Source organism: Streptomyces parvus, from assembly GCF_014648875.1.
In the GTDB taxonomy this organism is placed as follows: domain Bacteria; phylum Actinomycetota; class Actinomycetes; order Streptomycetales; family Streptomycetaceae; genus Streptomyces; species Streptomyces parvus.
In genome coordinates this window covers 96,151-117,652 of record NZ_BMRY01000006.1, presented here as the reverse complement: position 1 = coordinate 117,652, position 21,502 = coordinate 96,151, and the positions used below count along the sequence as shown (strand labels likewise).

The 21,502-nt window shown below is 71.3% G+C and carries 20 protein-coding genes; 19 read left to right on the top strand and 1 reads right to left on the bottom strand.

The window, feature by feature from the left end:
• Positions 1-15 precede the first annotated feature (15 nt).
• The 9 genes from mltG to nusB all read left to right on the top strand — a co-directional run bounded on the left by mltG (position 16) and on the right by nusB (position 9,361).
• Positions 16-1,815: an endolytic transglycosylase MltG gene (gene mltG, locus IE140_RS19735; RefSeq protein WP_150195809.1), complete on the top strand. Its 1,800-nt coding sequence runs from the start codon at positions 16-18 to the stop codon at positions 1,813-1,815.
• Positions 1,812-2,639 carry a shikimate dehydrogenase gene (locus IE140_RS19730; protein ID WP_093438701.1) on the top strand — a complete coding sequence of 276 codons (828 nt, stop codon included), beginning with the start codon at positions 1,812-1,814 and terminating at the stop codon, positions 2,637-2,639. The genes mltG and IE140_RS19730 overlap by 4 nt, the downstream gene beginning before the upstream one ends.
• 145 nt (positions 2,640-2,784) lie before the next feature.
• On the top strand, positions 2,785-3,969 hold the full coding sequence (gene aroC / locus IE140_RS19725; RefSeq protein WP_093809274.1) for a chorismate synthase: 1,185 nt from the start codon (positions 2,785-2,787) through the stop codon (positions 3,967-3,969).
• Complete coding sequence (gene aroB / locus IE140_RS19720; protein WP_150195807.1) at positions 3,966-5,603, top strand: 3-dehydroquinate synthase; 1,638 nt, start codon at positions 3,966-3,968, stop codon at positions 5,601-5,603. Before aroC ends, aroB begins: the two co-directional genes overlap by 4 nt.
• Entirely contained in the window at positions 5,600-6,040 is a 441-nt protein-coding gene (gene aroQ / locus IE140_RS19715) for a type II 3-dehydroquinate dehydratase (RefSeq protein ID WP_030712607.1), read from the top strand. Before aroB ends, aroQ begins: the two co-directional genes overlap by 4 nt.
• A gap of 142 nt (positions 6,041-6,182) precedes the next feature.
• The gene (locus IE140_RS19710) at positions 6,183-7,139 is read left to right on the top strand and encodes an AAA family ATPase (protein ID WP_189460583.1); all 957 of its coding nucleotides are present in this window, start codon (positions 6,183-6,185) and stop codon (positions 7,137-7,139) included.
• Between the two features lie 64 nt (positions 7,140-7,203).
• Positions 7,204-8,310, top strand: coding sequence for a M24 family metallopeptidase (locus IE140_RS19705; protein ID WP_109177911.1), 1,107 nt, complete (start codon positions 7,204-7,206; stop codon positions 8,308-8,310).
• A 50-nt stretch (positions 8,311-8,360) separates the two neighbouring features.
• Entirely contained in the window at positions 8,361-8,927 is a 567-nt protein-coding gene (gene efp, locus IE140_RS19700) for an elongation factor P (RefSeq protein WP_006123185.1), read from the top strand.
• A 2-nt stretch (positions 8,928-8,929) separates the two neighbouring features.
• A complete protein-coding gene (nusB, locus tag IE140_RS19695; RefSeq protein ID WP_032768166.1) occupies positions 8,930-9,361 on the top strand; it encodes a transcription antitermination factor NusB in 432 nt (143 codons plus the stop codon).
• Positions 9,362-9,532: 171 nt separating this feature from the next.
• Here the strand turns inward: nusB and bldD are convergent, their stop codons facing one another.
• Entirely contained in the window at positions 9,533-10,033 is a 501-nt protein-coding gene (bldD, locus tag IE140_RS19690) for a transcriptional regulator BldD (protein ID WP_006123181.1), read from the bottom strand.
• A gap of 223 nt (positions 10,034-10,256) precedes the next feature.
• On the opposite strand from bldD, the gene pyrR reads away from it, so the two are divergent.
• From pyrR to gmk, 10 genes are all read left to right on the top strand, one after another.
• Positions 10,257-10,841 carry a bifunctional pyr operon transcriptional regulator/uracil phosphoribosyltransferase PyrR gene (gene pyrR / locus IE140_RS19685; RefSeq protein WP_150195324.1) on the top strand — a complete coding sequence of 195 codons (585 nt, stop codon included), beginning with the start codon at positions 10,257-10,259 and terminating at the stop codon, positions 10,839-10,841.
• A gap of 95 nt (positions 10,842-10,936) precedes the next feature.
• On the top strand, positions 10,937-11,923 hold the full coding sequence (locus IE140_RS19680; protein ID WP_150195327.1) for an aspartate carbamoyltransferase catalytic subunit: 987 nt from the start codon (positions 10,937-10,939) through the stop codon (positions 11,921-11,923).
• A gap of 2 nt (positions 11,924-11,925) precedes the next feature.
• Positions 11,926-13,212, top strand: coding sequence for a dihydroorotase (locus tag IE140_RS19675; RefSeq protein ID WP_093439673.1), 1,287 nt, complete (start codon positions 11,926-11,928; stop codon positions 13,210-13,212).
• Positions 13,209-13,817: a PH-like domain-containing protein gene (locus IE140_RS19670; protein ID WP_150195329.1), complete on the top strand. Its 609-nt coding sequence runs from the start codon at positions 13,209-13,211 to the stop codon at positions 13,815-13,817. Before IE140_RS19675 ends, IE140_RS19670 begins: the two co-directional genes overlap by 4 nt.
• A complete protein-coding gene (gene carA, locus IE140_RS19665) occupies positions 13,814-14,953 on the top strand; it encodes a glutamine-hydrolyzing carbamoyl-phosphate synthase small subunit (RefSeq protein ID WP_150195334.1) in 1,140 nt (379 codons plus the stop codon). Before IE140_RS19670 ends, carA begins: the two co-directional genes overlap by 4 nt.
• On the top strand, positions 14,946-18,254 hold the full coding sequence (gene carB / locus IE140_RS19660) for a carbamoyl-phosphate synthase large subunit (protein ID WP_150195336.1): 3,309 nt from the start codon (positions 14,946-14,948) through the stop codon (positions 18,252-18,254). Before carA ends, carB begins: the two co-directional genes overlap by 8 nt.
• Before the next feature lie 83 nt (positions 18,255-18,337).
• Positions 18,338-19,450, top strand: a complete 1,113-nt coding sequence (locus IE140_RS19655; RefSeq protein ID WP_150195338.1) for a quinone-dependent dihydroorotate dehydrogenase — start codon at positions 18,338-18,340, stop codon at positions 19,448-19,450.
• On the top strand, positions 19,447-20,286 hold the full coding sequence (gene pyrF / locus IE140_RS19650; protein ID WP_150195340.1) for an orotidine-5'-phosphate decarboxylase: 840 nt from the start codon (positions 19,447-19,449) through the stop codon (positions 20,284-20,286). Before IE140_RS19655 ends, pyrF begins: the two co-directional genes overlap by 4 nt.
• Positions 20,287-20,532: 246 nt before the next feature.
• Positions 20,533-20,856 (top strand): integration host factor, encoded by a 324-nt coding sequence (locus tag IE140_RS19645; RefSeq protein ID WP_003970367.1) that lies wholly within the window; start codon positions 20,533-20,535, stop codon positions 20,854-20,856.
• A 38-nt stretch (positions 20,857-20,894) separates the two neighbouring features.
• The gene (gmk, locus tag IE140_RS19640) at positions 20,895-21,488 is read left to right on the top strand and encodes a guanylate kinase (protein WP_023608339.1); all 594 of its coding nucleotides are present in this window, start codon (positions 20,895-20,897) and stop codon (positions 21,486-21,488) included.
• Positions 21,489-21,502 lie beyond the last annotated feature (14 nt).

Below are 21,502 nucleotides of genomic sequence, written 5' to 3'. Positions count from 1 at the left end.
GGCTCTAGGGGATCGATGACTGAGTATGGCCGGGGTCCCGGCTCCGAACCGTGGCATCCCGAGGATCCCCTGTACGGGGACCAGGGATGGGGAGGCCACCAGGCCGCCCACGGCCAGGGCCAGTACGGCGACCAGCAGCAGTCCTATCCGCAGGACCCGTACGCCCAGCAGCACCAGAACCATCAGCAGTACCAGCAGTACCAGGGCCAGGCGCACCAGCAGCAGCCGTACGACCAGCATCAGCAGTACGGCCAGCAGCAGCCGAACCACCAGCCTCAGCAGCAGTACGGCATGTCCCAGGACCCGTACGCGCAGCAGTCGGGTGCCCAGCCGCAGTACAACGGCGGCTGGGACACCGGCCAGCAGGCCGCCATGCCGTACGGGGCCGGGCCCCAGGACCCGTACGCGCAGCACCCCGGCGCGTACGACACGGGCCAGGACTACTACGGCACGCCGGAGGCCTACCCTCCGCCGCAGCCCCCGGGCCGCCGCGAGGCCGCGCCCGAACAGCAGCCCCAGCAGCCGCCGCAGCACCAGCAGGCCCAGCAGCAGGGACCGACGGACTGGGACCCGGACCAGCCGCAGGAGGAGACGCACCCCTTCTTCACCGGCGCGGACGACCCGGACGACGGTGAGCCCCGCGACGACGACGATGACCCGGACGACGACGGATCGCGCTCCTCGCGCCGGGACCGCGGGGGCAACGAGCGCCGGGGCGGCAAGGGGAAGAAGAAGAGCCGCAGCGGTGTCGCCTGTCTGGTGGTCTCCGTTGTCCTCATCGGCGGCCTGGGCGGCGTCAGCTACGTCGGTTACACCTTCTGGAAGAAGCAGTTCGGCGCACCGGCCGACTACACCGGGTCGGGCACCGGCGAGCAGGTCGAGGTCGAGATCCCCGAGGGCGCGTTCGGGTACGACATCGCGAACATCCTGCGCAAGCAGGGCGTCATCAAGTCCTCCGACGCGTTCGTCGCGGCGCAGAACGACAACCCGAAGGGCAAGTTGATCCAGGCCGGGGTCTATCTCCTCAACAAGGAGATGTCGGCGGCCAGCGCGGTCACGCTGATGCTCGATCCGAAGAGCCAGAACGCGTTCGTGATCCCTGAAGGGACGCGTAACGCGAAGGTCTACGAGATGATCGACACGCGGCTCAAGCTGAAAGAGGGCACCACGGCCGACATCGCCAAGACCAAGGCGGAGAGCCTCGGACTGCCCGACTGGGCCGATGACAACCCGGACGTGAAGGACCCGCTGGAAGGATTCCTCTATCCGGCCGCCTATCCGGTCGCCAAGGGGTCCAAGCCCGAGGACGCGTTGAAGCGGATGGTCGCGCGGGCGAACAAGGAGTACGGCAAGCTCGACCTGGAGGCCAGCGCGAAGAAGCTCGGCCTGAAGACCCCGTGGGAGCTCATCACCGTCGCGAGCCTCGTGCAGGTCGAGGGCAAGTACAAGCACGACTTCGACAAGGTCGCGAGGGTCGTCTACAACCGGCTCAAGCCGGGCAACATGGAGACCGTCGGGCGGCTGGAATTCGACTCCACGGTCAACTACATCAAGGGCCAGAGCACGCTGGACGTCGGTGCTGTCGACGATCTGCGGAAGATCGACGACCCGTACAACACGTACAAGATCATCGGCCTGCCGTCCGGCCCGATCAGCAACCCGGGTGCGGACGCCCTGCATTCGGCCATGAATCCCACACCGGGCCCTTGGTACTACTTCGTCTCGATCAACGAGGACAAGACCGTCTTCGCCGAGACCAACGAGGAGCACGAGAAGAACCGGCGGGAGTACGAGGACGAGAAGGCCGGCCAGTGAGCGCGCCACGCCGGGCCGCCGTCCTCGGCTCGCCCATCGCCCACTCCCTCTCCCCGGTCCTGCACCGCGCCGCGTACGCCGAACTGGGCCTGGCGGACTGGTCCTACGACCGGTTCGAGGTCGACGAGGCGGCGCTGCCCGGGTTCGTCGAGGGTCTTGACGCCTCCTGGGCGGGGCTGTCCCTGACGATGCCGCTCAAGCGGGCGATCATCCCGCTGCTGGACGAGGTCAGCGCGACGGCCGCCTCCGTGGAGGCCGTCAACACGGTCGTGTTCACCGAGGACGGCCGCCGGGTCGGCGACAACACCGACATCCCCGGCATGGTCGCCGCCCTGCGGGAACGCGGCGTCGACAAGGTGGAGTCCGCCGCCGTCCTCGGCGCCGGCGCCACCGCCTCCTCCGCGCTGGCCGCGCTCGCAGTGGTCTGCGCCGGGCCGGTCACGGCATACGTGCGCAGCCCCGAGCGGGCCGCCGAGATGCGCGGCTGGGGAGAGCGGCTCGGGGTCGACGTCATCACCGCCGACTGGGCGGACGCGGCGGCGGCACTGAGCGCACCCCTGGTCATCGCCACCACCCCGGCGGGCGCGACGGACGCCTTCACCGGCTCCGTGCCCGAGGCCCCCGGCATCCTCTTCGACGTGCTGTACGAGCCGTGGCCCACCCGGCTCGCCGCCGCCTGGTCCGCGCACGGCGGGGCGGTCGTCGGCGGACTCGACCTCCTTGTCCACCAGGCGCTGCTCCAGGTCGAGCAGATGACCGGCCGGATCCCGGCGCCGCTGGCCGCCATGCGGCATGCCGGGGAAGCCGCGCTCGCCTCCCGCTGATCGCCTCGTCCGCGGGCGTTGCCGGTCCGTCTGCTGGACCGGCGACCGGATCGTGCCTCCGTTCGTGGGAGGATCGGGGGTGGCGGGCCAGGGCCGCGCACCCGGTGGCGCCGTTGGAGTTCAGGCGCGAGCATGAGGAGCACCGTTGAGCAGGTTGCGCTGGCTGACCGCGGGGGAGTCGCACGGACCCGCACTGGTGGCGACGCTGGAGGGTCTTCCCGCCGGTGTCCCGATCACCACGGAGATGGTCGCGGAGGCGCTGGCCCGGCGACGGCTCGGCTACGGGCGTGGCGCGCGGATGAAGTTCGAGAAGGACGAGGTCACCTTCCTCGGCGGCGTACGCCACGGGCTCACCATGGGCTCCCCGGTCGCCGTCATGGTCGGCAACACCGAGTGGCCCAAGTGGGAGCAGGTCATGTCGGCCGACCCGGTCGACCCCGAGGAGCTGGCCCAGCTCGCCCGCAACGCCCCGCTGACCCGGCCCCGGCCCGGCCACGCCGACCTCGCGGGAATGCAGAAGTACGGCTTCGACGAGGCCCGGCCGGTCCTGGAGCGCGCCAGCGCCCGGGAGACCGCCGCCCGCGTCGCCCTCGGGACCGTCGCCCGCTCCTACCTCAAGGAGACCGCGGGCATCGAGATCGTCAGCCACGTCGTCGAGCTGGCCGCGGCCAAGGCGCCGTACGGCGTCGTCCCGGTCCCCGGTGACGTGGAGAAGCTGGACGCCGACCCGGTCCGCTGCCTGGACGCCGACGCGTCCAAGGCGATGGTGGCCGAGATCGACCAGGCCCACAAGGACGGCGACACCCTCGGCGGCGTCGTCGAGGTGCTCGCGTACGGCGTGCCCGTCGGGCTCGGCTCGCACGTGCACTGGGACCGGCGCCTGGACGCCCGGCTCGCCGCGGCCCTCATGGGCATCCAGGCGATCAAGGGCGTCGAGGTCGGCGACGGCTTCGAGCTGGCCCGGGTCCCCGGCTCGAAGGCGCATGACGAGATCGTCGCCACCGAGGACGGCATCCGGCGTACCTCCGGGCGGTCCGGCGGCACCGAGGGCGGGCTCACCACCGGTGAGCTGCTGCGCGTCCGCGCCGCGATGAAGCCCATCGCGACCGTGCCGCGCGCCCTGGCCACCGTGGACGTCACCACCGGCGAGGCCACCAAGGCCCACCATCAGCGCTCCGACGTCTGCGCCGTCCCGGCGGCGGGCATCGTCGCGGAGGCGATGGTCGCCCTGGTCCTGGCCGACGCGGTCGCGGAGAAGTTCGGCGGCGACAGCGTCGCCGAGACCCGCCGCAACGTCCAGTCGTACCTCGACCACCTCCAGATCCGATGAGCGGCCCCCTGGTCGTCCTCGTCGGCCCGATGGGCGTCGGCAAGTCAACCGTCGGCGAACTGCTCGCCGCCCGGCTCGGCACCACCTACCGGGACACCGACGCGGACGTCGTCGCCGAGGCCGGCAAGCCGATCGCGGAGATCTTCTACGACGAGGGCGAGGAGCACTTCCGTGCCCTGGAGCGCCGCGCCGTCGCCGCGGCCGTCGCCGGGCACCCGGGCGTCCTCTCCCTCGGCGGCGGAGCCGTCCTGGACGGGGCGACCAGGGAGCTGCTGGCCGGCCGGCCGGTCGTCTACCTCTCCATGGACGTGGACGAGGCCGTCCGCCGCGTCGGGCTCGGCGCCGCACGTCCTCTGCTCGCGGTCAACCCGCGCAGGCAGTGGCGCGAGCTGATGGACGCCCGCCGCCACCTGTACGAAGAGGTGGCCCGTACCGTCGTCGCGACCGACGAGAACACCCCCGAAGAGGTCGCCCAGGCGATCATCGACGCACTGGAACTGCCGGAGGGCGAAGCCGCCCCCGGCGTGGAGAACACCGGCATGACGCAGCAGGGCCCCACCCGCATCCAGGTCGCAGGCTCCGCGGGCTCCGACCCGTACGAGGTCCTCGTCGGCCACCAGCTCCTCGGCGAGCTGCCCCAGCTCATCGGCGACCGCGCGAAGCGGGTCGCCGTCCTGCACCCCGAGGCGCTCGCCGAGACCGGTGAGGCGGTCCGCGAGGACCTCGCCGCCCAGGGGTACGAGGCCATTGCCATCCAGCTGCCCAACGCGGAGGAGGCCAAGACCGTCGAGGTCGCCGCCTACTGCTGGAAGGCGCTCGGCCAGACCGGCTTCACCCGCACCGACGTCATCGTCGGCATCGGCGGCGGCGCCACCACGGACGTCGCCGGATTCGTCGCCGCCAGCTGGCTGCGCGGAGTCCGCTGGATCGCCGTCCCGACCACCGTGCTCGGCATGGTCGACGCGGCGGTCGGCGGTAAGACCGGCATCAACACCGCCGAGGGCAAGAACCTCGTGGGCGCCTTCCACCCGCCCGCCGGGGTCCTCTGCGACCTCGCCGCCCTGGAGTCGCTGCCGGTCCACGACTACGTCTCCGGCATGGCCGAGATCATCAAGGCCGGGTTCATCGCCGACCCCGTCATCCTCGACCTGGTCGAGGCCGACCCCGAGGGCGCCCGTACGCCCTCCGGGCCGCACACCGCCGAGCTGATCGAGCGCTCCATCCGGGTCAAGGCCGAGGTCGTCTCCAGCGACCTCAAGGAGTCCGGGCTCCGCGAGATCCTCAACTACGGTCACACGCTGGGCCACGCGATCGAGAAGAACGAGCGCTACAAGTGGCGGCACGGCGCGGCCGTCTCCATCGGCATGGTCTTCGCCGCCGAGCTGGGCCGGCTCGCCGGACGCCTCGACGACGCCACCGCCGACCGGCACCGCACGATCCTGGAGTCGGTGGGCCTGCCGCTCACCTACCGCGGCGACCAGTGGCCCAAGCTGCTGGAGAACATGAAGGTCGACAAGAAGTCGCGCGGCGACCTGCTGCGCTTCATCGTCCTCGACGGCATCGGCAAGCCCACCGTCCTGGAGGGCCCCGACCCGGCCGTGCTGCTCGCCGCCTACGGGGAGGTCTCCGCGTGACCCGCAGGGTCCTCGTCCTCAACGGCCCCAACCTCGGCCGGCTCGGCTCGCGCGAGCCCGACGTCTACGGGGCCACCTCCTACGCCGGACTCGTCGAGACCTGCACCGCGCTCGGCAAGGAGCTCGGCTTCGACGTCGACGTACGGGAGACCAACGACGAGGGCGAGCTGATCCGCTGGCTCCACGAGGCGGCGGACGGATCGATTCCGGTCGTTCTCAACCCGGGCGCCTTCACGCACTACTCGTACGGCATGCGGGACGCGGCCGCCCAGCGCACCGCCCCGCTGATCGAGGTGCACATCTCCAACCCGTACACCCGCGAGGAGTTCCGGCACACCTCCGTGGTCGCGGCGGTGGCCACGGGCACGGTGGCCGGGTTCGGCATCGGCTCCTACCGGCTCGCCCTGCGCGCCCTGGCCGACGAACTGACGGACTGACACCCCGCGGTTCCTGTCCGTCCCGCCGCGCGGCCGACGGGCACTTCGTACCCTCCCGGGCCGTTCACCCCGAGACGGCCCGGGAAGGTACGGTAGCCCTCCCAGCAGCGCAAGTTGCAGTGACGAGACGGAGTGGCACCGGATGCAGCACGCAGTGGGGGCCCCGCTGCCGCCCCACGGACCCGGTAGCGGGCACGTCGGCCGGCCGTACCAGGCCCAGCACCCCGGCCACCCCGGCCCGCCCCCGATATCCCCGCCGCCCCCGGGCCCCGGGCAGGCACAGCCCGCGCCGCCTCCCGGCCAGGGCCCGCCCCCGTCGGCTCCCGGCCAGGTTCCGCAGCCCCCGGCTCCCGGCCAGGCCCCTCCCGCACCCGGCCACGCTCAGCCGCCGCCCGCACCCGGCCAGGCCCCGGGCCCCGCATGGAGCGGCACCGGCCCCACGCCCCCCGCCAGGGAGGCCGTCGGGCACACCGGACACGTTCAGCTGCCCCCGGGCGGCCCCGTGCCGCTGCCCGCACCCCCCGCCGAGCCCGGCACCGGCGGCGCGACGCTCGCCGTGCTGCTCATCGGCCCCGCCGGGGCGGGCAAGACCACCGTCGCCAAGCTCTGGGCGGCCCGCCGCCGGGTGCCCACCGCCCACGTCTCCCTCGACGACGTCCGCGAGTGGGTCCGCTCCGGCTTCGCCGACCCGCAGGCCGGCTGGAACGACCACTCCGAGGCCCAGTACCGCCTGGCCCGCCGCACCTGCGGCTTCGCCGCCCGCAACTTCCTCGCCAACGGCATCTCCTGCATCCTCGACGACGCCGTCTTCCCCGACCGCCCGGTCGTCGGCCTCGGCGGCTGGAAGCGCCATGTGGGCCCCGGTCTGCTGCCCGTGGTCCTGCTGCCCGGCCTGGAGATCGTCCTGGAGCGCAACGCGGCGCGCAGCGGCAACCGCCGGCTCTCCGACGAGGAGGTCGCCCGCATCCACGGCCGGATGGCCGGCTGGTACGGCTCCGGCCTCCCGATCATCGACAACTCCACGTACGACGTCGAGACCACCGCCCGCGTCCTGGACGACGTGCTCGCCCGCTCCATCGCGAGCCCGCCCGCCTGGTAGCGACGGGCCCCCGGGTGGGTGCGCTGGCCGGGCGGGCCACCGCACCCGCTCGTACGCTCGAACCATGTCTGAGGTGCACGCCGTCCGACGCGGGCTGCTCCGCGACCGGTGCGCCGCCGCGGGTTCCGCGGCCGCCCTGGTCTCCCGCCCCGCCAACGTCCGCTATCTCGCGGGCGGAGCGCCCCCCGGCGCCGTGCTGCTGCTCGGCCCCGGCGAGGACGTTCTGCTCTGCCCCCGCGCCCCGGCCGGCGAAGGCGCCCACGGGCGGCCCGACGAGGCCCTGCGGATCGACCTGCTGCCCGCCCCGGACGAGGACCCGGTGGTCGCCGCCGCGGGTCTCGCCGCCGCGTCGGGCGCCGAGTCCCTCGCTGTCGAGGAGCACGACCTGACCGTCGCCCGGCACCGGGCCATGGGGAAGTCCGCCCCGCGGCTGAAACTGGCCGACCTGGGCTTCACGGTGGAGCAGCATCGGATCGTCAAGGACGAGGAGGAGATCGGCTGTCTCCGGATCGCCGCCGAGATCACCGACCAGGCCCTGGGTGAACTCCTCGAATCGATCCTGGTCGGCCGCACCGAACGCCATCTCGCCCTGGAACTGGAGCGCCGCCTCGTCGACCACGGCGCGGACGGCCCCGCCTTCGTCACCTCCGTGGCCACCGGACCCAACTCCGGCCAGGGACGCCACCGGCCCTCGGACCGCAGGGTGGAGGAGGGAGATTTCCTCTCCGTCCGCCTCGGCGCGAGCTACCACGGCTACCGCTGCGAGATCGGCCGCACCTTCGTCATCGGCACCGCCCCCGCCGAGTGGCAGATCGAGCTGTACGACCTTGTTTTCGCCGCTCAGCGGGCAGGCAGGGAGACCCTGGCGCCCGGGGCCGCCTACCGGGACGTGGACCGTGCGGCCCGGCATCCGCTGGAGTCCGCGGGGTACGGAGAGGGCCTTCAGCCGGTGACCGGGCACGGTGTGGGGCTCGAAAACGAGGAGGACCCGCAATTGGCACCGACAGCCATGGGTAAACTGGACGCTTGTGTGCCGGTCACCGTCGGACCGGGGGTCCACCTCCCGGGCCGGGGCGGTGTCCGGATCGATGACACGCTCGTCGTGCGCCCCGAGGCGGACGGCGGACCCGAGCTACTCACCATGACGACCAAGGAGCTGCTCGCGCTCTAGCGCGGATCCTCGGTCGTTCCACCAGCTTCAGTCCAGGAGATTCCGCAACCGTGGCTTCCACGAACGACCTCAAGAACGGCATGGTGCTCAAGCTCGACGGAGGCCAGCTCTGGTCCGTCGTCGAGTTCCAGCACGTCAAGCCCGGCAAGGGCCCTGCCTTCGTGCGCACCAAGCTCAAGAACGTGCTCTCCGGGAAGGTCGTCGACAAGACGTTCAACGCCGGCGTGAAGGTCGAGACGGCCACCATTGACCGCCGCGACATGCAGTTCTCGTACATGGACGGCGAGTACTTCGTCTTCATGGACATGGACACGTACGACCAGCTCATGGTCGACCGCAAGGCCGTCGGCGACGCCGCCAACTTCCTGATCGAGGGCTTCACCGCCTCCGTCGCCCAGTACGAGGGCGAGGTGCTCTACGTCGAGCTGCCCGCCGCCGTCGAGCTGACGATCCAGCACACCGACCCGGGCGTCCAGGGCGACCGCTCCACCGGCGGCACCAAGCCCGCCACGCTGGAGACCGGTTACGAGATCGGCGTGCCGCTCTTCATCACCACCGGCGAGAAGATCAAGGTCGACACCCGCTCGGGCGACTACCTCGGCCGGGTGAACAGCTAACCGTGGCCGCCCGGAACAAGGCCCGCAAGCGCGCCTTCCAGATCCTCTTCGAGGCCGACCAGCGCGGTGAGTCCGTGCAGAGCGTTCTCGCGGACTGGGTACGGCACTCGCGGACCGACGACCGTCAGCCGCCGGTCGGTGAGTTCACGATGGAGCTCGTCGAGGGGTACGCGCAGTACGCGGACCGGATCGACGACCTCATCGTCACCTACGCCGTGGACTGGGAGATCGACCGCATGCCGGTCGTCGACCGGAACATCCTGCGGCTCGGTGCGTACGAGCTGATCTGGCTGGACGAGACCCCGGACGCCGTGGTGATCGACGAGGCCGTCCAGCTCGCCAAGGAGTTCTCCACCGATGACTCCCCGTCCTTCGTGAACGGCCTGCTGGCCCGTTTCAAGGACCTGAAGCCGAACCTCCGCCGGGAGCAGTAGCCCCGTCGCGACGGCTCGGTCGCACACCACGAAGGGCCCACAGCCGACCGGCTGTGGGCCCTTCGGTGTACCCGGGGCGACACCGGGCGCACAAACGCCGGGCGGGCGGGAACCCGAAGGTCCCCGCCCACCCGGCGGCACGTTTCTGCTGTGGGGCCCGGCCCCGCTCGCTCAGCTCTCGTCGTGGGAGACCGCGCGGCGCGCGTCCGCGTCCAGCACGCCCCAGCTGATGAGCTGCTCCGTCAGCACGGACGGCGACTGGTCGTAGATCACGGCCAGCGTGCGCAGGTCGTCCTGGCGGATCGAGAGCACCTTGCCGTTGTAGTCACCGCGCTGGCTCTGGATGGTCGCCGCGTAGCGCTGCAGCGGACCGGCCTTCTCCGGCGGGACGTGGGCGAGGCGCTCCAGGTCCAGGACGAGCTTCGGCGGCGGCTCGGCCGCCCCGCCCGGCGTCGTGCCGGGCAGCAGTTCCTGCACCGGGACCCCGTAGAAGTCCGCCAGCTCGGCGAGGCGCTGCACGGTCACGGCACGGTCGCCGCGCTCGTACGAACCGACCACGACGGCCTTCCAGCGGCCCTGGGACTTCTCCTCCACGCCGTGGAGGGAGAGGCCCTGCTGGGTGCGGATGGCACGGAGTTTGGCCCCGAGCTGTTTTGCGTATTCGCTGGACATATGGCTCCCCGGACGCTGGAACAGTGTGCGGCTCCGCCGCGTGGCTGGTAACTCACTGTGAGGTTACGCAGCGTTACTTGGATGCGTCAAGCCGAATGGTCCGGACCGGCACCTCCCGGGGGGTGGGGCCAGGGCCGGGCGCAAGCCCTGGTAGCGTGGATGACGCAAATTCGACGTCCTTTAACGATCCGTCCCGTGAGGCGGAGAAGGAGGTCCGTTTCTTATGGACGCACAGCACGGCGACACCGGCAATGCGGCGCGCCCCGTTCTCGAGGCCCCCGACATCGCCCGTGTGCTGACCCGTATCGCCCACGAGATCGTCGAACGCGCCAAGGGCGCCGACGACGTGGTGCTGCTCGGCATCCCGACCCGGGGCGTGTTCCTCGCCCGTCGGCTCGCCGACAAACTCGAAGAGATCACCGGCCGGAAGACGCCGGTCGGATCGCTCGACATCACCATGTACCGCGACGACCTGCGGCTGCGCCCGGCGCGTGCCCTGGCCCGCACCGACATCCCCGGCGAGGGGATCGAGGGCAGCCTGGTCGTCCTGGTCGACGACGTGCTCTTCTCCGGCCGCACGATCCGCGCCGCCCTCGACGCGCTCGGCGACATCGGCCGCCCCCGCGCGGTGCAGCTCGCGGTCCTCGTCGACCGCGGCCACCGGGAACTCCCCATCCGCGCGGACTACGTCGGCAAGAACCTCCCCACGTCGCTGCGGGAGACGGTCAAGGTCCAGCTCGCCGAGGAGGACGGCCGCGACGCCGTGCTGCTCGGCGTCAAGCAGGCCGCCCCCGCGGACGCGCAGTAGCCGGAACGCTCCCGTACGCCCTCTCAGGGGACGTACGGCGCCCTTCTGCGCGCCCGCATGCCTGAAACCCCCTCCAGCCACCCGGAGAACCCCAGATGAAGCGTCACCTCATCTCGGCCGCCGACCTCACCCGCGACGACGCCGTCCTGATCCTCGACACCGCCGAGGAGATGGCCCGGGTCGCGGACCGGCCGATCAAGAAGCTCCCCACCCTGCGCGGCCGTACCGTCGTCAACCTCTTCTTCGAGGACTCGACCCGCACCCGCATCTCCTTCGAGGCGGCCGCCAAGCGGCTGTCCGCCGACGTCATCAACTTCTCCGCCAAGGGCTCCTCCGTCTCCAAGGGCGAGTCCCTGAAGGACACCGCGCTCACCCTGGAGGCGATGGGCGCCGACGCCGTCGTCATCCGGCACGGCGCCTCCGGCGCTCCCTACCGGCTCGCCACCTCCGGCTGGATCGACGGGGCCGTGGTCAACGCCGGGGACGGCACCCACGAGCACCCCACCCAGGCCCTGCTGGACGCCTTCACGATGCGCCGCCGGCTCGTCGGCCCCGACGCCGGACTCGGCCGGGACCTGGACGGCCGCCGCATCACCGTCGTCGGCGACATCCTGCACAGCCGCGTCGCCCGCTCCAACGTCCACCTGCTCACCACGCTCGGCGCGCACGTCACCCTGGTGGCCCCGCCCACCCTCGTCCCCGTGGGCGTCGAGCAGTGGCCCTGCGACGTCAGCTACAGCCTCGACGACGTGCTGGCGAAGTCCGATGCGGTGATGATGCTGCGTGTGCAGCGCGAACGGATGAACGCCGCCTATTTCCCGACCGAGCGCGAATACTCCCGCCGCTACGGCCTGGACGGCGAGCGGATGGCGAAGATGCCCGAACACGCCGTCGTCATGCATCCCGGCCCGATGGTCCGCGGCATGGAGATCACCGCCGAGGTCGCCGACTCCGACCGCTGCACGGTCGTCGAGCAGGTCGCCAACGGCGTCTCCATCCGCATGGCCGTGCTCTACCTGCTGCTCGGCGGCTCCGACACCGCGCTGTCCGCCGCCCCCGCCCGTACCGAGGAGAACAAGTAACCATGAGCAAGATCATCATCCGCGGTGCGCGGATCCTCGGCGGCGAGCCGCAGGACGTCCTGATCGACGGCGAGACCATCACCGAGGTGGGCACCGGACTCGACGCCGAGGGCGCCACCGTGATCGAGGCCGAGGGGCAGATCCTGCTGCCCGGCCTGGTCGACCTGCACACCCATCTGCGCGAGCCCGGCCGCGAGGACTCCGAGACCGTCCTCACCGGCACCAAGGCCGCGGCAGTCGGCGGCTTCACCGCCGTGCACGCCATGGCCAACACCTTCCCCGTCGCCGACACCGCCGGTGTCGTCGAGCAGGTCTGGCGGCTCGGCAAGGAGTCCGGCTACTGCGACGTGCAGCCCGTCGGTGCCGTCACCGTCGGCCTGGAGGGCAAGAAGCTCGCCGAGCTCGGCGCCATGCACGACTCGGCCGCCGGGGTGAAGGTCTTCTCCGACGACGGCAAGTGCGTCGACGACGCGGTGATCATGCGCCGCGCCCTGGAGTACGTGAAGGCCTTCGACGGCGTCGTCGCCCAGCACGCCCAGGAGCCCCGCCTCACCGAGGGCGCCCAGATGAACGAGGGCATCGTCTCGGCCGAGCTGGGACTCGGCGGCTGGCCCGCCGTCGCCGAGGAGTCGATCATCGCCCGCGACGTCCTCCTCGCCGCCCACGTCGGCTCCCGCGTCCACATCTGCCACCTCTCCACCGCCGGCTCCGTCGAGATCGTCCGCTGGGCCAAGTCCAAGGGCTGGAACGTCACCGCCGAGGTCACCCCGCACCACCTCCTCCTCACCGACGAGCTGGTCCGCACCTACAACCCGGTCTACAAGGTGAACCCGCCGCTGCGCACCGAGGCCGACGTCCTGGCCCTGCGCGAGGCGCTGGCCGACGGCACGATCGACTGCGTCGCCACCGACCACGCCCCGCACCCGCACGAGGACAAGGACTGCGAGTGGGCCGCGGCCGCCATGGGCATGGTGGGCCTGGAGACCGCGCTCTCGGTCGTCCAGCAGACGATGGTGGACACCGGTCTGATCGACTGGGCGGGCGTCGCCGACCGCATGTCGTTCCGCCCCGCGGCCATCGGCCGGCTCGAAGGACACGGCCGTCCCGTCTCGGCGGGTGAGCCCGCCAACCTCACGCTGGTCGATCCGGCATACCGTGGAGCAGTGGACCCCGCGGGCTTCGCGTCCCGCAGCCGCAACACCCCCTACGAGGGCCGTGAGCTGCCGGGCCGTGTCACCCACACCTTCCTGCGGGGCCGTGCCACGGTCGTCGACGGGAAGCTCGCGTGACAACTCTGACCCCCCTGTACCACCTGGCCGCCGAGCAGAAGTCGGCGGAAGTGACGGACTGGGCCGCCCGCATCGCCTGGGTGATCGGCCTGTTCGTCTTCATCGCCCTCGTCTACTGGCTGATGCGCCAGGGCTGGAAGTGGCGCGCCAGCCTCCAGTCTGACCTGCCGGAGCTCCCGGCCACCCCCGAGGGCTTCGCCGACGACGAGACGCTGCTGACGCTGGAGGGGCGCTACCACGCCTCCACCACCGCAGGCCACTGGCTCGACCGGATCGTCGCGCACGGGCTGGGCACCCGCAGCCGCACCGAGCTGACGCTCACCGCCCGCGGCCTGGACGTCGTACGCCCCGGGGCGGCCGACTTCTTCATCCCGGCCGACGCCCTGAGCGAGGCCCGCCTCGACAAGGCGCTCGCCGGCAAGGTCCTCCCCGAGGGCGGCCTGCTGATCATCACCTGGGCGCACGGCGGGACGCTGATCGACTCCGGCTTCCGCTCCGACCGCGCCGCCGAGCACCAGGCCTGGGTCGACGCCGTCAACCGGCTCGCCGACGCCCCGGCCGCCACCGAACTCACCAGCACCACGACGGAAGGCACCGCACGATGACCCTCTCCACCCGGGGGGCACAGACCCCCGCCGTACTCGTCCTGGAGGACGGCCGCGCCTTCCGCGGCCGCGCCTACGGGGCCGTGGGGGAGACCTTCGGCGAAGCGGTGTTCTCCACCGGCATGACCGGCTACCAGGAAACGCTGACCGACCCCTCGTACCACCGCCAGGTCGTCGTCATGACGGCCCCGCACGTCGGCAACACCGGTGTGAACGACGAGGACCCCGAGTCCGGCCGCATCTGGGTCTCCGGCTACGTCGTCCGCGACCCCGCCCGCAAGCCCTCCAACTGGCGCTCGCAGCGCTCGCTGGACGAGGAGCTGGCCGCCCAGGGCGTCGTCGGCATCAGCGGCGTCGACACCCGCGCCCTCACCCGCCACCTGCGCGAGCGCGGCGCGATGCGCGTCGGGATCTTCTCCGGAAACGCGATCCCCGACGAGGGCACCCTCCTCGCCCGGGTCCGCCAGGCCCCCGAGATGACCGGCGCCGACCTCTCCGCCGAAGTGGCGACGAAGGAGGCGTACGTCGTCCCCGCGATCGGCACGAAGAAGTTCACCGTCGCCGCGATCGACCTCGGCATCAAGGGCATGACCCCGCACCGGATGGCCGAGCGCGGCATCGAGGTGCACGTCCTGCCCGCCACCGCCACCCTGGAGGAGGTGTACGCGGTCCAGCCCGACGGCGTCTTCTTCTCCAACGGCCCCGGCGACCCGTCCACCGCCGACCACCCCGTCGCCCTCATGCGTGGCGTCCTGGAGCGCTCCACCCCGCTCTTCGGCATCTGCTTCGGCAACCAGATCCTCGGCCGCGCGCTCGGCTTCGGCACCTACAAGCTGAAGTACGGCCACCGCGGCATCAACCAGCCGGTGCAGGACCGCACCACCGGCAAGGTCGAGGTCACCGCGCACAACCACGGCTTCGCCGTCGACGCCCCGCTCGACAAGGTGTCCGACACCGAGTTCGGCCGCGCCGAGGTCTCCCACGTCTGCCTGAACGACCAGGTCGTCGAGGGGCTCCAGCTCCTGGACCGGCCCGCGTTCAGCGTCCAGTACCACCCCGAGGCGGCCGCCGGCCCGCACGACGCCGCGTACCTCTTCGACCGCTTCGTTTCCCTGATGGAGGGCCAGCGTGCCTAAGCGCTCCGATATCCAGTCCGTCCTGGTCATCGGCTCCGGTCCGATCGTCATCGGCCAGGCCGCCGAGTTCGACTACTCCGGCACCCAGGCCTGCCGCGTCCTCAAGGCCGAGGGCCTGCGCGTCATCCTGGTGAACTCCAACCCGGCGACGATCATGACCGACCCGGAGATCGCCGACGCCACCTACGTCGAGCCGATCACCCCGGAGTTCGTCGAGAAGATCATCGCCAAGGAGCGCCCCGACGCGCTCCTGCCCACCCTCGGCGGCCAGACCGCGCTGAACACCGCGATCTCCATGCACGAGAACGGTGTCCTGGAGAAGTACGGCGTCGAGCTCATCGGCGCCAACGTCGAGGCGATCAACAAGGGCGAGGACCGCGACCTCTTCAAGGGCGTCGTGGAAGCCGTCAAGGAGAAGATCGGCTACGGCGAGTCCGCCCGCTCCGTCATCTGCCACTCCATGGACGACGTCCTCGCCGGCGTCGACACCCTCGGCGGCTACCCCGTCGTCGTCCGCCCCTCCTTCACCATGGGCGGCGCCGGCTCCGGCTTCGCCCACGACGAGGAGGAGCTGCGCCGCATCGCCGGACAGGGCCTCACGCTCTCCCCGACCACCGAGGTGCTCCTGGAGGAGTCCATCCTCGGCTGGAAGGAGTACGAGCTGGAGCTGATGCGCGACCGGAACGACAACGTCGTGGTCGTCTGCTCCATCGAGAACTTCGACCCGATGGGCGTCCACACCGGCGACTCCATCACCGTCGCCCCCGCGATGACGCTCACCGACCGCGAGTACCAGCGGCTGCGCGACGTCGGTATCGCGATCATCCGCGAGGTCGGCGTCGACACCGGCGGCTGCAACATCCAGTTCGCCATCGACCCCACCGACGGCCGGGTCATCGTCATCGAGATGAACCCGCGCGTCTCCCGCTCCTCGGCGCTCGCCTCCAAGGCCACCGGCTTCCCGATCGCCAAGATCGCCGCCAAGCTGGCCGTCGGCTACACCCTGGACGAGATCCCCAACGACATCACCGAGAAGACCCCGGCCTCCTTCGAGCCGACCCTCGACTACGTCGTCGTCAAGGCCCCGCGCTTCGCCTTCGAGAAGTTCCCCTCCGCCGACGCCACCCTCACCACCACCATGAAGTCGGTGGGCGAGGCCATGGCCATCGGCCGGAACTTCACCGAGGCCCTCCAGAAGGCCCTGCGCTCGCTGGAGAAGAAGGGCTCGCAGTTCGCCTTCACCGGCCCGGTCGGCGACAAGGCCGAACTGCTCGCCGAATCGGTCCGCCCGACCGACGGCCGTATCAACACCGTCATGCAGGCGATCCGTGCCGGAGCCACCCAGGAGGAGGTCTTCGACGCCACGAAGATCGACCCCTGGTTCGTCGACCAGCTCTTCCTGATCAAGGAGATCGCCGACGAGCTGGCCTCCGTCGAGCGCTTGGACGCCGACCTGATCGCTGAGGCCAAGCGGCACGGCTTCTCCGACGCCCAGATCGGCGAGATCCGCGGGCTGCGCGAGGACGTCGTCCGCGAGGTCCGGCACGCGCTCGGCATCCGCCCGGTCTACAAGACGGTCGACACCTGCGCCGCCGAGTTCGCCGCGAAGACGCCGTACTTCTACTCCTCCTACGACGAGGAGAGCGAGGTCGCGACCCGCACCAAGCCGGCCGTGATCATCCTCGGCTCGGGCCCCAACCGCATCGGCCAGGGCATCGAGTTCGACTACTCCTGTGTGCACGCCTCCTTCGCCCTGAGCGACGCGGGCTTCGAGACCGTCATGGTCAACTGCAACCCGGAGACCGTCTCCACCGACTACGACACCTCCGACCGGCTCTACTTCGAGCCGCTCACCCTGGAGGACGTCCTGGAGATCGTGCACGCCGAATCGCTGGCGGGCCCGATCGCCGGTGTCGTCGTGCAGCTCGGCGGCCAGACCCCGCTCGGCCTCTCGCAGGCGCTCAAGGACAACGGCGTGCCCGTCGTCGGCACCTCCCCGGAGGCGATCCACGCCGCCGAGGACCGCGGCGCCTTCGGCCGGGTCCTTGCCGAGGCCGGACTGCCCGCGCCCAAGCACGGCACCGCCACCACCTTCGGCGAGGCCAAGGCCATCGCCGACGAGATCGGCTACCCCGTCCTCGTACGGCCGTCCTACGTCCTCGGCGGGCGCGGCATGGAGATCGTGTACGACGAGACGCGCCTCGCCTCGTACATCGCCGAGTCCACCGAGATCAGCCCCACCCGGCCGGTCCTGGTCGACCGCTTCCTCGACGACGCCATCGAGATCGACGTGGACGCCCTCTACGACGGCCACGAGCTCTACCTCGGCGGCGTCATGGAGCACATCGAGGAAGCCGGTATCCACTCCGGCGACTCGGCCTGCGCCCTGCCCCCGATCACGCTCGGCGGCTTCGACATCAAGCGGCTGCGCGCCTCCACCGAGGGCATCGCCAAGGGCGTCGGCGTGCTCGGACTGATCAACATCCAGTTCGCGCTCTCCGGCGACATCCTCTACGTCCTGGAGGCCAACCCGCGCGCCTCCCGCACGGTCCCCTTCACCTCGAAGGCGACCGCCGTCCCGCTCGCCAAGGCCGCCGCCCGCATCTCGCTGGGCGCGACCATCGCCGAGCTGCGCGAGGAGGGCCTGCTGCCGAAGACCGGTGACGGCGGCACGCTGCCGCTGGACGCGCCGATCTCCGTCAAGGAGGCCGTGATGCCGTGGTCGCGCTTCCGCGACATCCACGGCCGGGGCGTCGACACGGTCCTCGGCCCGGAGATGCGCTCCACCGGTGAGGTCATGGGCATCGACTCGGTCTTCGGCACGGCGTACGCCAAGTCGCAGGCCGGCGCCTACGGCCCGCTGCCCACCAAGGGCCGCGCCTTCATCTCGGTCGCCAACCGGGACAAGCGCTCGATGATCTTCCCGGCCCGCGAGCTGGTCGCCCACGGCTTCGAGCTGATGGCCACCTCCGGCACCGCCGAGGTCCTCAAGCGCAACGGCATCAACGCCATCGTCGTGCGCAAGCAGTCCGAGGGCCCCGGCCCGAACGGCGAGAAGACGATCGTCCAGCACATCCACGACGGCGAGGTCGACCTCATCGTCAACACGCCGTACGGCACCGGCGGCCGCCTCGACGGCTACGACATCCGCACCGCGGCCGTCTCCCGCTCCGTACCGTGCCTGACCACGGTCCAGGCGCTCGCCGCGGCCGTCCAGGGCATCGACGCCCTCAACCACGGCGACGTCGGCGTCCGTTCCCTCCAGGAACACGCCGAGCACCTGACAGCGGCGCGCGACTAGCCGCCCGAGAGGGGGACACCGGAAACGGTGTCCCCCTCTTTGCGAGCCCTGTCGAGCACACCGAGCACCAAGGACACCTCTCCATGTACAAGCTCTTCTTCCGGCTGGTCTTCAAGCGGATGGACCCCGAGCAGGCCCACTACGCGGCCTTCCGCTGGATCCGCCTGGCCGCCAGGATCCCCGTCCTGCGCACCTTCGTCGCCGCAGCCCTCGCCCCCCGATACAAGGAGCTGCGCACCGAGGCCCTCGGCCTGCGGATGCACGGCCCCTTCGGCCTCGCCGCCGGCTTCGACAAGAACGCCGTCGCGATCGACGGCATGGCGATGCTCGGCTTCGACCACGTCGAGATCGGCACCGTCACCGGCGAACCGCAGCCCGGCAACCCCAAGAAGCGCCTCTTCCGGCTCGTCGCCGACCGTGCGCTGATCAACCGCATGGGCTTCAACAACGAGGGCTCCGCGGCCGTCGCCGCCCGCCTGGCCGCCCGTAACCCCGTCTTCCGCACCACGGTCGGCGTCAACATCGGCAAGACCAAGGTCGTCCCCGAGGCCGAGGCCGCCGCCGACTACGTGAAGTCCACCGAGCGGCTCGCAGCCCACGCCGACTACCTGGTCGTCAACGTCTCCTCGCCCAACACCCCCGGCCTGCGCAACCTCCAGGCCACCGAGTCGCTGCGCCCGCTGCTCACCGCCGTGCGCGAGGCCGCCGACCGCACCGTCACCACCCGGCGCGTCCCACTGCTCGTCAAGATCGCCCCGGACCTCGCGGACGAGGACGTCGACGCCGTCGCCGACCTCGCCGTGGAGCTGGGCCTGGACGGCATCATCGCCACCAACACCACCATCGCCCGCGAGGGCCTCGGCCTGAAGTCGGGACCCGAGCTGCTGGGCGAGACCGGCGGACTCTCCGGCGCACCCCTCAAGGCACGCTCGCTGGAGGTCCTGAGCCGCCTGTACGCCCGGGTGGGGGACCGGATCACCCTGGTGGGCGTCGGAGGCGTCGAGAACGCCGAGGACGCCTGGCAGCGCATCCTCGCCGGGGCCACCCTCGTCCAGGGCTACAGCGCCTTCATCTACGAAGGCCCCTTCTACGCCCGTGCGATCCACAAGGGCCTCGCCGCCCGGCTCGCCACCTCCCCCTACGCCACCCTCGCCGAGGCCGTCGGCGCCGAGACCCGGAAGAAGGCCGCCCTGTGACGCTCGAACCCTTCGGCGCCCGACTGCGCCACGCCATGGACACCCGCGGGCCGCTCTGCGTCGGCATCGACCCGCACGCGTCCCTGCTCACCTCCTGGGGCCTGAACGACGACATCGCGGGCCTGGAGCGGTTCACCCGGACCGTGGTGGAGGCGCTGGCCGACCGGGTCGCCGTGCTCAAGCCGCAGTCCGCGTTCTTCGAGCGGTTCGGCTCGCGCGGCATCGCCGTCCTGGAGAAGGCCGTCGAGGAGGCCCGCGCCGCCGGGGCGCTGGTCCTGATGGACGCCAAGCGCGGCGACATCGGCTCCACCATGGGCGCCTACGCGGCGACCTACCTGGACAAGGACTCCCCGCTCTTCTCCGACGCGGTCACCGTCTCCCCGTACCTCGGCTTCGGCTCGCTGCGCCCGGCGCTGGACGCCGCCGCCGTCTCCGGCGCGGGCGTCTTCGTCCTCGCCCTCACCTCCAACCCGGAGGGCGCCGAGGTCCAGCGGGCCACGGCCGCCGACGGCCGCTCGCTCGCCCAGCTGATGCTCGACCACATGGCCGCCGAGAACGAGGGGGCCACCCCGCTCGGCTCGGTCGGCGCTGTGGTCGGCGCGACGCTCGGCGACGCGGGGGTGGACCTGGCGATCAACGGGCCGCTGCTCGCACCCGGCATCGGCGCACAGGGGGCGACCCCGGCGGATCTTCCGGCGGTGTTCGGCGACGCGGTGGGCAACGTGGTGCCCAGCGTGAGCCGGGGCGTGCTGCGCCACGGCCCGGACGCGTCCGGGCTGCGCGAAGCGGCCGGACGGTTCGCGGACGAGGTCCGCGCCGCCGTATCCGGCAGCTGACCCTGACACGTTTACAGCGTGTTGACGAATTACTGACGAGAAACCTGGTCGATATGTCGGGAAAATACTGGTCGGCCACAGCTGACCAGGACTTTTCGTCTGTTCTCGCTGACTACAGCGGCCCTTGCCGCTAGTCTCCGTCGAAGAGCGGCCGAGCACAGTGTGTTCGTCGCTCACCTGGTGGGGTGGCGTCCAGCTTCCCCGCCGGTCCGTATCCGACAGATCGACATCCGAGGTGACGTAGGCGTGGCTCTTCCGCCCCTTACCCCTGAACAGCGCGCAGCCGCGCTCGAAAAGGCCGCCGCGGCTCGCCGGGAGCGGGCCGAGGTCAAGAATCGACTCAAGCACTCCGGCGCCTCCCTCCACGAGGTCATCAAGCAGGGCCAGGAGAACGACGTCATCGGGAAGATGAAGGTCTCCGCACTGCTGGAATCCCTGCCGGGCGTCGGCAAGGTCCGCGCCAAGCAGATCATGGAGCGTCTCGGCATCTCCGAGAGCCGCCGGGTCAGGGGTCTTGGCTCCAACCAGATCGCATCCCTGGAGCGTGAGTTCGGCGGCAGCCCCGCCTGACGTTCTCAGGCACTCCTGAGAACCTGGATAATCGCTCCATGGCTGCAACATCCCGGGGGACGTCCCCCGTACCCCCGGACGTACGTCCGCGGCTGACCGTGCTCTCCGGCCCCTCGGGGGTCGGCAAGAGCACGGTCGTCGCCCATATGCGCTCCGTGCACCCCGAGGTCTGGCTCTCCGTGTCGGCGACGACGCGCAAGCCGCGCCCCGGGGAGCGCAACGGCGTCCACTACTTCTTCGTGGACGACGAGGAGTTCGACAAGCTCATCGCCAACGGCGAGCTGCTGGAGTGGGCCGAGTTCGCGGGCAACCGCTACGGCACGCCCCGCCGGGCCGTGCTGGACCGCCTGGAGGCGGGCGAGCCGGTCCTGCTGGAGATCGACCTCCAGGGCGCCCGGCTGGTCCGCCAGTCGATGGACGACGCGCGTCTGGTCTTCCTGGCCCCGCCGAGCTGGGAGGAGCTGGTGCGCCGGCTCACCGGCCGGGGCACCGAGGCCCCCGAGGTCATCGAGCGCCGGCTCGACGCCGCCAAGGTCGAGCTGGCCGCCGAGGCGGAGTTCGATACGACGCTCGTCAACACCTCCGTCGAGGATGTGGCACGCGAGCTGCTAGCCTTGATGCTTCAGGCCTAGATCCCGGCCATCGT

Excerpts from the sequence above, each read along its gene's own strand:
- IE140_RS19705 (WP_109177911.1), top strand. The coding sequence starts at position 7,204 with ATGTCTGAGGTGCACGCCGTCCGACGCGGGCTGCTCCGCGACCGGTGC.
- carA (WP_150195334.1), top strand. The coding sequence starts at position 13,814 with ATGACCCTCTCCACCCGGGGGGCACAGACCCCCGCCGTACTCGTCCTG.
- bldD (WP_006123181.1), bottom strand. The coding sequence starts at position 10,033 with ATGTCCAGCGAATACGCAAAACAGCTCGGGGCCAAACTCCGTGCCATC.
- mltG (WP_150195809.1), top strand. The coding sequence starts at position 16 with ATGACTGAGTATGGCCGGGGTCCCGGCTCCGAACCGTGGCATCCCGAG.
- aroB (WP_150195807.1), top strand. The coding sequence starts at position 3,966 with ATGAGCGGCCCCCTGGTCGTCCTCGTCGGCCCGATGGGCGTCGGCAAG.
- IE140_RS19680 (WP_150195327.1), top strand. The coding sequence starts at position 10,937 with ATGAAGCGTCACCTCATCTCGGCCGCCGACCTCACCCGCGACGACGCC.
- pyrR (WP_150195324.1), top strand. The coding sequence starts at position 10,257 with ATGGACGCACAGCACGGCGACACCGGCAATGCGGCGCGCCCCGTTCTC.
- gmk (WP_023608339.1), top strand. The coding sequence starts at position 20,895 with ATGGCTGCAACATCCCGGGGGACGTCCCCCGTACCCCCGGACGTACGT.
- IE140_RS19710 (WP_189460583.1), top strand. The coding sequence starts at position 6,183 with ATGCAGCACGCAGTGGGGGCCCCGCTGCCGCCCCACGGACCCGGTAGC.
- IE140_RS19655 (WP_150195338.1), top strand. The coding sequence starts at position 18,338 with ATGTACAAGCTCTTCTTCCGGCTGGTCTTCAAGCGGATGGACCCCGAG.
- IE140_RS19675 (WP_093439673.1), top strand. The coding sequence starts at position 11,926 with ATGAGCAAGATCATCATCCGCGGTGCGCGGATCCTCGGCGGCGAGCCG.